This is a genomic window from Microbacterium sp. 18062, assembly GCF_902706225.1.
Taxonomy (GTDB): Bacteria; Actinomycetota; Actinomycetes; order Actinomycetales; family Microbacteriaceae; genus Microbacterium.
Genome location: NZ_CACSKB010000021.1, coordinates 39788 through 52994 on the forward strand (window position 1 = coordinate 39788; position 13207 = coordinate 52994).

Sequence of the window (13207 nt, forward strand, 5' to 3'; positions counted from 1 at the left end):
TCCAACGCCCGGCCGGGCGTTGGTATTCCGTGGAGCAGCGGCCTCGGCTCGCCGATCCGGCAGGACGGACGCGGGATCTCCGCGGCCGGGACCTTCGCCTCAGCCGAACGAAGGACCGCGCGGATCGTCGTCGTGCGGGCCGCTGGCCAGGAACCGCTCGAGCTCGGCGGCGATCTCGTCGGCGCTCGGCAGGTCCGCCTCATGGAGCAGGGGCGACGCCTGCGTGGCCCCTGCCATGTAGGCGTCGTACCGCTCTTCGAGGCCCTGCAGCATCGTCGTCAGCTCGTCGCTCTCCGAGATCTGCTGCGCGACCTTTCCCAGGAACTCCTCGTTGTCGGCGCGCAGCTCGTCCACGGCGAAGACGAGTCCCGTTGCGGCCGTCACGCTGTCGAGCGCCGCGATGGCCGACGCGGGGTACTCGGTGTCGCCGAGGTAGTGCGGAACGAGCAGGACGAATCCGGCGACCGCGGCCCCGGCGGCGGCGAACCGGTACTCCAGGAGATGCCCCGCGGTCGCGGGCACCTGCGTGTGCGGCTTCCAGACCGAATGGGCCTCCGCGAGCTCGGCGCGCGTGCCCGAGACCGTCGCTCCGAGCGGGCGCGTATGCGGCACGGGCATGCCGATCGCGTGCACCCAGGTCACGGTCGACACACCGAACGCGGTGGCCGCGTCGACGACCGAGGCGGCGAAGGCCTCCCAGGCGAAATCGGGCTCGTAGCCGGTGAGCAGCAGGAACGGCTGGCCGATCGCGTCGTGCGCCAGTGCGAGCTCGAGCCGGGGCGGCTGGTAGTCGGCGAGGTGATCCTGATCGAACGCGATCGTCGGCCGACGCGCGCGGTAGTCCAGCAGGACGTCGTTCTCGTACCGGCGCAGGGTCTCGGGCGAGAGCTCCTCGCGCAGATAGGTGATGGCCTGGGCCACAGCGGCACCGGCGTCGGTGAAGCCGGTGAGCATCACGACGAGCGGCAGTCCGCGCGGGACGGACGGCGCGTCGGCTGTGTTCGCGAACAGCGACGGATTCCAGGACATACCCCCATGCTACGAGCAGCGGGGACGAACGGCTCCCGCGCGGCCGCCTCCATAGGATGGAGGCATGCCGCATCCGGATCTCCTCTTCAGCCCGGCTCCCCTCGACGACACCTCCGCAGACGCGGTCCTGCTCGCCCTGCCGCCGCTCGACGACCCGCTGTACGACACGGAGGACTGGCCCGCGGCGCGCACGGCGCTCAGGGCCGTCGGCTTCACCGGCGCGCCCGGCACCTACCAGCGTGTGCTCCTGCCCGGCCACGACGACCGCCCGCTCGCCGTCGTCGGCACCGGAAGCGCACCGGATGCGACGGCGCTGCGGTTCGCCGTGGGCGCCGGCATCCGCTCCCTCGTGGGGTTCGACACCGTCGCGGTCGCCGTTCCCGGCGTGTCGAGCGGGTTCCGGGCGATCGCCGAGGGCGCCGGGCTCGGCGGCTATCGCTTCGAGGGCTACAAGGCCGCGGGGGCGACCAAGCGCGCGGCGCGTGTGGTGATCCACGCGGACGGCACCGACGAGGACGTGCGCGCCGCGACCGTCGCCGCCGACGCCGCCGCGCTCGTGAAGGATCTCGTCTCGATCCCCGCCGAATGGTTCGGACCCGAGGACTTCGCCCGGCGGGCCGCGCAGACCGTCGCCCACCTGCCGGTCGAGGTGCGCGTGCTCGACGAGGAGGAACTGCGCGCCGAGGGTTTCGGGGGGATCCTCGGAGTAGGCCAGGGCTCGGACCGCCCGCCGCGGCTCGTGCGGCTCGACTACTCCCCCGCCGGCGCGACCCGTCACATCGCGTTGGTCGGCAAGGGCATCACGTTCGACACCGGCGGGCTGTCGCTGAAGCCGGCGGCCTCCATGGTCGGGATGAAGTACGACATGTGCGGCGCCGCCACGGCCCTCGCGGTGCTCGCGGCCTCGGCCGAGCTCGCGGCGCCCGTGCACGTCACGGCGTGGCTGTGCATCGCCGACAACATGCCCTCCGGACGAGCCACCCGCCCGGGCGACGTGCTCCGGATGCTCGACGGCACCACGGTCGAAGTCCTGAACACGGACGCCGAGGGCCGGCTCGTCCTCGCGGACGGCCTCGTCGCCGCGAGCCGCGAGAACCCGGATCTCATCGTGGACGTGGCCACCCTCACCGGCGCGATCACCGTGGCGCTCGGAAACCGGCACACCGGCGTCATGGGCTCCGACGACGCGGTCGCCGAGTACCTCGCCGCCGCGGAGCGCGCCGGCGAGCCCGCGTGGCGGCTTCCCCTGCCTACGCACATGGAGGACGACCTCGACTCTCCCATCGCCGACCTCGTGAACGCCAAGATCGGCGATCCGGCGGGCGGGTCCCTCTTCGCCGGCCTCTTCCTGCAGCGGTTCCTCGGGCGCACCGGCGAGGAGAAGGACGCACCTCGCATCCCCTGGGTGCACCTCGACATCGCCGGAGTCGGCATGAACAAGGGCGGCGGATACGGGTTCACCGACAAGGGCCCGACGGCGGCCACCGTGCGAAGCCTGATCGCGCTCGTCACAGGGCAGGCGTGACGTGCACACCGACATCGTCGTCATCGGCGGAGGCAGCGGCGGCTATGCGACGGCGCTGCGCGCCGCGGAGCTCGGCAAGAGGGTGATCGTCGTCGAGCGCGACAAGGTCGGCGGCACATGCCTGCACCGCGGATGCATCCCGACCAAGGCTCTGCTGCACGTCGCCGAGACCGTCGACGCCGTGCGTGAGGCCGCCGGCCTCGGTGTCCTCGCCGAGCTTCAGGGGGTCGACGTGTCCCGCATGCACGCGTTCCGCGAGGGCCTGGTCGCCAAGAAGCACAAGGGGCTGCAGGGGCTGCTGAAAGCGCGCGGCATCGAGGTCGTCGCCGCGGAGGGAACGATCGCCGGCCCCGGCCGGGTCCGCGCGGGCGAGACCGAGATCCTGGCCACGAACATCGTCATCGCGACGGGGGCGTACACCCGCGTGCCGCCGGGCCTCGAGATCGGCGGGCGCGTCCTGTCGAGCGAACAGGCCCTGGAGCTCGGCGAGATCCCCGCGAGCGTCATCGTCCTCGGCGGCGGTGTGATCGGCGTCGAGTTCGCCAGCCTCTGGCGTTCGCTCGGTGCCGAGGTCACGATCGTCGAGGCGCTCGACCACCTCGTGCCGACGGAGGACGAGACCCTCCGGACCCAGCTCGCGCGGGCGTTCCGCAAGCGTGGCATCCAGACCCGGCTGGGGGCGCGGGTCGCGACCGCCGCACAGGACGACTCCGGAGTGTCCGTGCAGCTCGAAGACGGCGCATCGCTCACCGCGGACTATCTGCTCGTCGCCGTCGGGCGCGGACCGGCGACGACGGGGCTCGGCCTCGAGGAGGCCGGTGTCCGCCTCGATCGCGGATTCGTCGTGACGGATGTGGACCTGCGTACGTCGGTCGAGGGCGTCTGGGCCGTCGGCGACGTCGTCGTCGGTCCGCAGCTGGCCCACCGGGGCTTCCAGCACGGGATCCAGGTGGCCGAGCGGATCGCCGGATCGACCCCCGCTCCGGTCGCGGACGAGCTCGTGCCCCGGATCGTCTACACGAGCCCGGAGCTCGCCTCGGTAGGCCTCACCCGCGCGCAGGCCGAGGAGCGTCACGGCGTCGACGCCATCACCGTGCTCGACTACAACCTGGCCGGAAACGCCCGGACGGAGATCCTCGGCGGCAGCGGCAGCGTGCGCGTGATCCGTAAGACCGACGGGCCGGTCCTCGGCGTGCACCTGGCCGGCCCCCGCGTCGGAGAGCTGATCTCCGAGGCCCAGCTCGTCGTGGGCTGGGACGCGCACCCCGAGGACGTGGCACCGCTCGTGCATGCGCATCCGACCCAGAGCGAGGCGCTGGGCGAGGCATTCCTCGCCCTCGCCGGCAAGCCCTTGCACGTCCTGTAGGACGAGGGCATCACTAAGCTAGACACGACATCGCATTCAGAAGGAGCAAATCCCATGAGCACTTCCGTGGTCCTCCCCGCTCTCGGCGAGAGCGTCACCGAGGGAACGGTCACCCGCTGGCTCAAGAACGTCGGGGACACGGTGGAGGCGGACGAGGGTCTGCTGGAGATCTCGACCGACAAGGTCGACACGGAGATCCCCTCGCCGATCAGCGGCGTGATCGAGGAGATCCTCGTGCAGGAGGACGAGACCGTAGAGGTCGGTGCCGTCCTGGCGAAGATCGGTGACGGCTCCGGCGCTTCCGCTCCTTCCGAGCCGGCCGCTGAGCAGCCCATCGCGGAGACCCCCGCCGCCGAGACCGCCGCGCCGCAGGAGCAGGCGCCCGCGGCCGAGGAGCCGGCCGAGACCGCGCCCCAGCCCGCCGCCGCTGCATCCGGTGGACGCGACGTCGTGCTCCCGGAGCTCGGCGAGAGCGTGACCGAGGGCACCGTAACCCGCTGGCTGAAGCAGATCGGCGACGACGTCGCCGTCGACGAGCCGCTGCTCGAGATCTCGACCGACAAGGTCGACACCGAGATCCCGGCCCCGTTCGCCGGGGTCCTGCAGGAGATCCTCGTCCAGGAGGACGAGACGGTCGCCGTCGGCAGCCCGCTCGCCCGCATCGGCGACGGCGCGCCCGCGCAGGAGTCCTCCGCCGCCCCCGAGGCACCCGCCTCCGTGGCCGCGCCCGAGGCGCCGTCCACGGAGAAGCCGGTCGACGTCGAGCAGGCGGAGGCCCCCGCCGCGCAGGCGGAGACGCCGGTGCCCGAGGCCGAGAAGCCCGCGGCACCGGCCGAGGCGCCCTCGCCCGAGAAGCCCGCGCCGGCGACCGACGCCGACGAGGGTGTGTCCTACGTCACCCCGCTCGTGCGGCGTCTCGCGCAGCAGCAGGGCGTCGATCTGAGCTCGATCACCGGCTCCGGCGTGGGGGGGCGCATCCGCAAGGAAGACGTCCTCAAGGCCGCCGAGAAGCCCGCGGCACCGGCTGCGGCGCCCGCCGCCGCGGCAGCACCGGCCCCTGAGGTCTCGCCGCTGCGCGGCACCACGCAGCCGATGTCCCGTCTGCGAAAGGTGATCGCCGAGCGCGCCGTCGCCTCGATGCAGGCGACGGCCCAACTCACCACCGTCGTCGAGGTCGACGTGACCAAGCTCGCGAACTACCGTGACTCGGTCAAGGGCGAGTTCCAGCAGAAGACGGGCGACAAGCTCTCCTTCCTGCCGTTCTTCGCGATCGCGGCCGTCGAGGCGCTGCAGGCGTACCCGATCATCAACGCGACGGTCGACGACGGCAAGATCGTCTACCCGGCCTCGGAGAACGTGTCGATCGCGGTCGACACCGAGCGCGGTCTGCTGACCCCGGTCGTGCGCGATGCCGGCGACAAGAACATCGCGGAGCTCGCGCGCGAGATCGCCGATCTCGCCGCTCGCACGCGCGACAACAAGCTGAAGCCAGATGAGCTGGCCGGCGGCACCTTCACGCTGACCAACACGGGCTCGCGCGGCGCGCTGTTCGACACGCCGATCGTCTTCCTGCCGCAGTCCGCGATCCTGGGTCTCGGCGTCGTCGTGAAGCGCCCGGGTGTCGTGACCGTCGACGGGAAGGACGCGATCTCCGTGCGTTCCTACGTCTACCTCGCCCTCTCGTACGATCACCGGATCATCGACGGGGCGGATGCGGCTCGCTTCCTCTCCGCGGTGAAGTCGCGGCTCGAGGCCGCCGACTTCGCGGGCCGGCTGGGGATCTGACCTCCCCCGCACACTCACCCCGGGTGCTGCGCGACATCGTGGATGTCGCGCAGCACCCATCCGTGTTCGTGGCGGACGATCGCGACGATCTGCGAGGCGCGCGTGCCGGAGGCGTCGTCGGCGCGCAGGAGCGCGAGGCCGCCGACGTCGTCGAGGAGGGTCAGCCGGCGTGAGGACGACTCGGCGAACGCCGCTCCGTCCTGCGGCACGGCGCCCTCCTGATCCCGCAGTTCGCGCAGGCAGTCCGCGTCGCCGCCGCAGCCGCGGAGCGATTCGAGGAGCGCACCGGCCGCCACGACGACATCGCCGTCCTCCGCCGTCTCCTCCAGGTCGACAGCCGGGTCGGTGACGGTACCCGCGTCGGACGCGCTCGGCTCGGAGACGCCCGAGTCGGGACCGGTGCCCGGGCCACCATCGGCGGCGTCGTCCGCCGGCCAGAGCAGTCCCCCCGCGACCACGAGCGCCCCCGCCGCCGCGGCGAGCATCAGGGCCCCGCGGCGGTTCCGGGGACGCGACCGGGGTCGGTTCCGGATGCTCCGCCACAGCGAGGTGAGGGCCTCGGACGCCATCTCCGCGATCCCGGCGTCGGCCGCGTCGGCGAGCCGCCGCCACGCGCGGCGCTCTCCCGGCTCGATCGGGTCTTCGGCCACCGGGCGAGCGATCGCACCCCGCCGCGCCAGCAGCTGGGTGCCGACCGCTGCCGGCGCTGCGCTCGCGAACAGGGCGTCCTCCAGAGCGGGCACGGCGGAATCGAGGCGTTCCGGATCTGCGACGGCCTCCCGCGCCCGCCCGATGACCGGGCCGACGCTCGTGTCCTCCGCCTCGCACGCCGCCTCGATCGCGCGGAGGGCGCGGTCCGCGGCGGTCGTCGGGTCGTCCTGCGCGCCCGGCTCGTGCACGAACAACGGCGTGCCGTCCTCGCTCATCCACCAACGGCCCCGGCACGCCGGATCCGGATGCATCCCGTGCTCCGCGAGGCTTCCGCGGAGGATGCTGACGACCAGGGTGACGACCTCACCCGGCGCGAACGGATGTCCGCCGGCGGCCCGCCGCGCGGCGAGGTCGGCCACCGACTGCCCGCACGGCGGCAGCAGCACTGCGAGGCCGGTCGGAGTGCGCACGAGCTCCCACGGCGCGGCGACGTGCTCGCCGTCCGCCTTCCAGAGCTCCGTCCCGTCGAGGTCGGCGACCGGCACGGCGACCGCGGCACGGCCGTCCCAGCTCACGATCTCGCCCGGGTAGGGGCCGGTGCCCTCCGGGACGATCCGAAGCACCGGCTCCTCGAGGAGCGGAAGCAAGGGTCCGGTGATCGACGACGCGCTCATCCCCCCAGACTGGACGCTCGCATCCTCTCGCGCGGGCCGCCGCGGAGCGTCGGTGGACGCGGAGGGACGGCGTCGCGCTGGGGAGGAGAGGAAGGTCGCGCGAAGGTAGGCTGGAGGCATGGCAGCGCGCAGTTCCGCACCCGAGAAGCGTCCCGGGTTCTTCTCCCAGCTCAAGACCCTCTACCGGTTCACGGTCGAGGCGTACTCCTGGTTGCCCTACCTCCTGATCGGCATCCTGCTGGCGGGCGTCGCCCTCGGGGTGGGGATCGGCTTCCTCGTCCCGCCGGTGGCCGTCTGGAGCGTGATCCTCTGGGGGTTCACCGGACTCCTCTTCGGCGTCCTCGCCGCTCTCATGACGATGACGCGCCTGTCGACGACCGCGATGTACAAGAAGATCGACGGGATGCCGGGCGCCGCCGGGCACGTCCTGTCCACCTCGCTCGGCCGCAAGTGGCAGTCCGGCGACATGCCGGTGGGCGTCAACCCGCGCACGCAGGAGGCTGTGTACCGGGCGATCGGTCGCGGGGGCGTCGTGATCGTCGGCGAGGGCGCCCGCGGCCGCCTGACGCGGCTGGTCGGCGACGAGCGGGCGAAGGTGCAGCGGGTGGCCTCCGGCGTGCCCGTCACCGTCATCTATGTGGGCCACGGCGACGATGAGGTCCCGATCGCGAAGCTCTCATCGACGATCAAGTCGCTGCCCAAGAAGATCGATCGCGCCACCATGGCAGCCGTCATCAAGCGCATCGACTCGGTGTCGCAGTCGCTCGCCTCGATGCCGATCCCCAAGGGCATCGACCCGACGAAGGTGCGCGCCCCCCGTCCCCGCTGATCCCGCTGCGGGGCGCTCCGTGGGGTGCGAAAGTCCGGTCGCTGAGCGAGCGCAGCGAGACGAAGCGTGAGGACTTTCGGATCAGAAGCGCAGGAGCACGGTGCCGGCGGCCTTGTCGTGGAGCCCGCGCTGATCGGCGTCCCAGATCACCGCGGGGATCACGAGGACCAGCAGCAGCGTCCGGACCACGGGTCGCCACAGCCCCACCCATCCCCCGCCGAGCCGGACGACGCGCATTCCCAGGATGCGGTGCCCCGGGCTGCCGCCGACGGTCGGGATGAAGACGATCTGCGCGATGGCGAACACGATCGTCGTCGCCCATGGGTCGTACTGGAAGAACGCGATCGAGATGACGACGGCGCACGCCCAGTCGATGGCGACGGCCGCGAAGCGCCGACCCGCCCGGGCGATCGAGCCGATGCCGGCGTCCGGGAGGTCCAATCGCTCGCCGGGATAGCGGGACTCGACCGGGATCTCGGGCATGTCCCTACCCTAACCGCCCATGCGTAACATCCCGGAAACATATGGGACACTGGCGAGCAACGCCCCGCCGATAGCGTCGAGACAGCCCGTTCTGGCGGGCGGAACTTCCCGAATGCCCTACCTCTGGAGTCTCCATGTTCAGTGATTCATCCGAGGTGCTGAAGTTCATCAAGGACGAGGACGTCAAGTTCCTCGATATCCGTTTCACGGATCTTCCTGGTGTGCAGCAGCACTTCAACATTCCCGCCGAGACCGTCGACGAAGAGTTCTTCACGGTCGGCCAGCTGTTCGACGGCTCCTCGATCCGCGGATTCGCCAACATCCACGAGTCCGATATGCAGCTCATCCCGGATGTGTCGACGGCCTACGTCGACCAGTTCCGCGAGGCGAAGACCCTCGTGATGATCTTCGACATCTACAACCCGCGCAACGGCGAGATCTACGCGAAGGACCCGCGTCAGGTCGCGAAGAAGGCCGAGAAGTACCTGGCCTCGACCGGCATCGCCGACACGGCGTTCTTCGCCCCCGAGGCCGAGTTCTACATCTTCGACGACGTCCGCTTCGAGGTGAAGCAGAACTCGAGCTTCTACTCGGTCGACTCCGAGGAGGGCGCCTGGAACACGGGTCGCGCCGAGGAGGGCGGCAACCTTGCCAACAAGACCGCCTACAAGGGCGGCTACTTCCCCGTCTCCCCCGTGGACAAGACGGCGGACCTCCGCGACGACATCAGCCTGAAGCTGATCGAGTCGGGCCTCCACCTCGAGCGCGCACACCACGAGGTGGGCACCGGCGGACAGCAGGAGATCAACTACCGCTTCGACACCATGGTGCACGCGGCCGACGACATTCTGAAGTTCAAGTACATCGTCAAGAACACCGCCGAGCAGTGGGGCAAGGTCGCGACCTTCATGCCGAAGCCGCTCTTCGGCGACAACGGCTCGGGCATGCACACGCACCAGTCGCTGTGGCTCGAGGGCAAGCCCCTCTTCTACGACGAGAAGGGCTATGGCGGGCTCTCCGACATCGCGCGCTGGTACATCGGCGGCCTCCTCGCCCACGCGCCCGCCGTGCTGGCGTTCACGAACCCGACCCTGAACAGCTACAAGCGACTGGTCAAGGGCTACGAGGCGCCGGTCAACCTCGTCTACTCGGCGGGCAACCGTTCGGCGGCGATCCGCATCCCGATCACCGGATCGAACCCCAAGGCCAAGCGCATCGAGTTCCGCGCTCCGGATGCGTCGGGCAACCCGTACCTCGCGTTCGCGGCGCAGATGATGGCCGGACTCGACGGCATCCTGAACCGCATCGAGCCGCATGAGCCGGTCGACAAGGATCTCTACGAGCTTCCCCCCGAGGAGGCCAAGAACATCCCGCAGGTGCCGAACTCGCTGCTCGACTCGCTCGAGGCGCTGCGCGCCGACAACGAGTTCCTGACCCGCGGCAACGTGTTCACGCCCGAGCTCATCGAGACGTGGATCGAGTACAAGATCGAGAACGAGATCAAGCCGCTCGCGGCTCGTCCGCACCCGTTCGAGTACGAGCTGTACTTCGGCGTCTGACTCCTCGCACGACACGCATCGGCCCGACTCCCGCTCAGATCCGAGGGAGCCGGGCCGGTGCGCTGTCTCCAGAGCCCTATCGACGCGGCGACCCTCATTGCAGAGTCACGGGCCTGAGCCGAGCAGTGGATCGGAAGACGGGGCGGACCGCCGCGGCTCACCGGAACGCACGCGGATGACGTCCGACGACCGCACCGCTGCTCGGGTCGACACGCCGGGCTTCGATCTCCGCCGGTTCCTGCCGTCGCGGCTGGCCGGAGTTCTCGGACTGCCCGGCGCGGCATCGTTCCGGGCAATGTCCGGAATCCTGGCTGCGCGCGCCGGATACGCCGCTGCCCTGCAGCAGCTCACTGAAGCCGAGTTCGCAGAGGATCTCCGAGGGCTGCGCGACTCCCCGGCGGCAGATGGGGCGCTGTCGCCGCGGCTGCTCGCGCTCGTGGCGGAAGCCGCGGCGCGCAGTCTCGGATTCGCGCCGTACGAGGAGCAGCTGCTGGCGGTGGCGGCGCTTCTCGACGGCTATGCCATCGAGATGGACACCGGCGAGGGCAAGACCCTCGTCGGTGCGCTGGCCGCAGCATCCCACGCCCTCGCCGGGCGGCGGGTGCATGTGCTCTCGATCAACGACTACCTCGCCCGGCGGGACGCCGAGTGGATGTCTCCGCTGCTCGCATTGCTCGGGGTGCGCGTCGCGTGGATCGGACAGACGTCCACGACGGCCGCACGTCGTGACGCGTACCGAGCGCAGGTCGTATATGCGCCGGTGTCGGAGGTCGGGTATGACGTGCTCCGCGATCGCCAGGCCACGGTCGATGCGGATCGGGTGGCACCGGTGTTCGACGTCGCGATCGTGGACGAAGCCGATGCGGTCATGATCGACGAGGCGATGGCTCCGCTCGTGCTCGCCGGCTCCGGTCCGGAGGATGCCGAGGACGTCAGTGCCGCGACGGAACTGGTCGGCTCGCTCGATCCGGAGCAGCACTTCACGGTGGACGAGGACGGGGCGACCGTCTCCTTGACCGATGCGGGTCTCGACCTGATCGAGGCGCGCCTGGGTGGGGTGAATCTGTTCGACCTCGACCACAGCGCGACGCTCACCCATGTGAACCTGGCCCTGCACGCGCGTGCTCTGGTCCGCCGCGACGTCGACTATCTGATCGCGGACGGCCGCATCCGGCTCATCAACACCGCACGGGGACGCATCGCCGAGCAGCAGCGCTGGCCGGACGGCTTGCATCGCGCGATCGAGGCGAAGGAGCACCTGCCGGTCACGCCTCCGGGCGTAGTCCTCGACACGATCACCGTCCAGGACCTTCTCCTGCACTATCGCACGCTGTCCGGGATGAGCGGAACGATCCTGGCCGTCGCCGACGAGCTGATGGAGTTCTATGAGCTGCGCTCCGGTCGGATCGAACGGCACCGTCCGCGCATACGCACGGACGAGTCGATGCGCGTACTCGTCTCACAGGAGGAGAAGACCGCACAGATCGTCGCGGAGATCCTCCGCCGCCACGCGACCGGCCAGCCCGTGCTCGTCGGGACGCAGAGCGTCGCGGAATCCGAACAGCTCGCAGCCCGGCTTCCGGCGGAGCTGCGGGCACGGGTCCTCAATGCCCGGAACGACGCGGAAGAGGCCGCCGTCGTCGCCCGGGCGGGCGAGCGCGGGGCGGTGACGATCTCCACACAGATGTCGGGGCGCGGCACCGACATCCGCCTCGGCGGATCGGATGAACGTGACCGAGCGCGGGTCGTCGCAGCAGGCGGACTGGCAGTCGTCGCGACGGCGCTGTACCCGTCCAGACGCCTCGATCAGCAGTTGCGTGGACGATCGGGCAGACAGGGAGACCCCGGCACGACGATCGCCTTCGCCTGCCTGGACGACGATCTCGTGCGGCAGAATGCGACCCGGCGGAGCCTTCGCCGGGCAGAGCGCGGCTCGGGACTCGACCCGCACGCCCGTCGCGCGATCGTGACCGAGGCGCAGAGGATCGCCGAGAGCGTGCGGCTGGGACGGCACCGCGGTACCTGGGAGTACAACCGCGCCATCGCCGCACAGCGGGAGAAGGTGCTCGCCGTGCGGGAGCGAGTCCTGAGCGGCGCCGCCCGGGATGACCGCGTCCACGCCCTCGTGGCGGACGAGCTCGCGCACCTCGCGCGTGCCGCGGGCGGTGAGGCCGTCGACCGTGCCCTCGCAGCCCTGAGGCTCCACCACCTCGACGAGCGATGGCAGCAGCACCTGGAACTGCTCACCGAGATACGCGACGGCATCCACCTACGGGTGCTGGCCGGCCAGAATCCGGTGGAGGAGTTCCACCGCATCGCGCTCCGCGAGTTCCGCGGCTTCTTCGACGCCGTGGATGACGCTGTCGCCGAGGACATCCGGGCGGTTCCGCCAGAACGCATCCAGGACGCGCTCGAGTTCCTCGGGCGGCGGCGGCCGTCGGCCACCTGGACCTACATGATCCGCGACAACCCCCTGGGAACCGCAGGCGGCCGCGCCGCCGAGAGCATCCGCGGTCTCGTGCGCAGAGTCGTCCGCGCGAAGGCCGACTGACCGGACACGGCCTCCGCCCCGGCCGCATCGTGGAGATCACGTCGGGCCACGTCCGGCGCGATGGATGCGCGTAGACGTGGCCCGACGGCGATTCGAGGGACTGCTACGCGGTCGGGACGATCAGGCCGCTGGTCCTCGCGGTAGCCGCGGCGAGGCGGTCGGCGACATTCGCCCAGTCGACGATGTTCCAGAAGGCGGTGACGTAGTCGGCGCGCACGTTCTTGTAGTCGAGGTAGTAGGCGTGCTCCCACACGTCCAGAAGGAGGACCGGGATGGTGCCGGCGGCAAAGTTCGACTGCTGGTCGAAGAACTGCTGCACGATCAGCTGGCTCCCGATCGAGTCCCAGACCAGGGCGGCCCAGCCGGAACCCTGCACGCCGAGCGCGGCGGCAGTGAAATGAGCGCGGAACTTGTCGAACGAGCCGAAGTGGTCGTCGATCGCGGAGGCGAGCTCGCCGGTGGGCTTGTCGCCTCCGTTCGGGGAGAGGTTCGTCCAGAAGACGGAGTGGTTCGTGTGTCCGCCGAGGTTGAACGCCAGGTCCTTCTGGAGCTTGTTGACGTTGCCGAGGCTGCCCGAGTCCCGCGCCTCCGCCAGCTGTTCGAGGGCGGTGTTGGCACCGGTGACGTACGCCTGGTGGTGCTTGGAGTGGTGCAGCTGCATGATGGTGCCGCTGATCGCCGGCTCCAGCGCGGCATAGTCGTAGCCCAGCTCGGGGAGTGTGTACACGGTCATGGGGATTCCTCTCGATGTGATG

At 70.6% G+C, this 13207-nt stretch carries 10 protein-coding genes; 6 read left to right on the forward strand and 4 right to left on the reverse strand.

Annotated features, from left to right (window positions below; translation table 11 throughout):
• Positions 1–99 precede the first annotated feature (99 nt).
• Positions 100–1029 carry a proteasome assembly chaperone family protein gene (locus GVL03_RS09685; RefSeq protein ID WP_159500785.1) on the reverse strand — a complete coding sequence of 310 codons (930 nt, stop codon included), beginning with the start codon at positions 1027–1029 and terminating at the stop codon, positions 100–102.
• Between the two features lie 64 nt (positions 1030–1093).
• On the opposite strand from GVL03_RS09685, the gene GVL03_RS09690 reads away from it, so the two are divergent.
• From GVL03_RS09690 to sucB, 3 genes are read left to right on the forward strand one after another with little or no spacing between them, the layout of a single operon-like run.
• Entirely contained in the window at positions 1094–2554 is a 1461-nt protein-coding gene (locus tag GVL03_RS09690; RefSeq protein WP_159500786.1) for a leucyl aminopeptidase, read from the forward strand.
• A 1-nt stretch (position 2555) separates the two neighbouring features.
• Positions 2556–3920, forward strand: a complete 1365-nt coding sequence (gene lpdA, locus GVL03_RS09695) for a dihydrolipoyl dehydrogenase (RefSeq protein WP_159500787.1) — start codon at positions 2556–2558, stop codon at positions 3918–3920.
• A gap of 54 nt (positions 3921–3974) precedes the next feature.
• On the forward strand, positions 3975–5705 hold the full coding sequence (sucB, locus tag GVL03_RS09700; RefSeq protein ID WP_159500788.1) for a 2-oxoglutarate dehydrogenase, E2 component, dihydrolipoamide succinyltransferase: 1731 nt from the start codon (positions 3975–3977) through the stop codon (positions 5703–5705).
• Between the two features lie 14 nt (positions 5706–5719).
• Here the strand turns inward: sucB and GVL03_RS09705 are convergent, their stop codons facing one another.
• Complete coding sequence (locus GVL03_RS09705) at positions 5720–7030, reverse strand: hypothetical protein (RefSeq protein WP_159500789.1); 1311 nt, start codon at positions 7028–7030, stop codon at positions 5720–5722.
• A 118-nt stretch (positions 7031–7148) separates the two neighbouring features.
• On the opposite strand from GVL03_RS09705, the gene GVL03_RS09710 reads away from it, so the two are divergent.
• Positions 7149–7859, forward strand: coding sequence for a DUF4191 domain-containing protein (locus GVL03_RS09710; protein ID WP_159500790.1), 711 nt, complete (start codon positions 7149–7151; stop codon positions 7857–7859).
• An 81-nt stretch (positions 7860–7940) separates the two neighbouring features.
• On the opposite strand, the gene GVL03_RS09715 is transcribed toward GVL03_RS09710, so the two are convergent.
• Entirely contained in the window at positions 7941–8342 is a 402-nt protein-coding gene (locus tag GVL03_RS09715) for an RDD family protein (RefSeq protein ID WP_159500791.1), read from the reverse strand.
• Positions 8343–8476: 134 nt separating this feature from the next.
• Here GVL03_RS09715 and glnA point away from each other — a divergent pair, with 134 nt between their 5' ends.
• Together glnA and secA2 are read left to right on the forward strand one after the other, a co-directional pair.
• On the forward strand, positions 8477–9901 hold the full coding sequence (gene glnA / locus GVL03_RS09720; protein ID WP_159500792.1) for a type I glutamate--ammonia ligase: 1425 nt from the start codon (positions 8477–8479) through the stop codon (positions 9899–9901).
• Between the two features lie 175 nt (positions 9902–10076).
• Positions 10077–12452, forward strand: a complete 2376-nt coding sequence (secA2, locus tag GVL03_RS09725; protein WP_200847129.1) for an accessory Sec system translocase SecA2 — start codon at positions 10077–10079, stop codon at positions 12450–12452.
• A gap of 103 nt (positions 12453–12555) precedes the next feature.
• On the opposite strand, the gene GVL03_RS09730 is transcribed toward secA2, so the two are convergent.
• Positions 12556–13185, reverse strand: coding sequence for a superoxide dismutase (locus GVL03_RS09730; RefSeq protein WP_159500793.1), 630 nt, complete (start codon positions 13183–13185; stop codon positions 12556–12558).
• Positions 13186–13207: the final 22 nt, after the last annotated feature.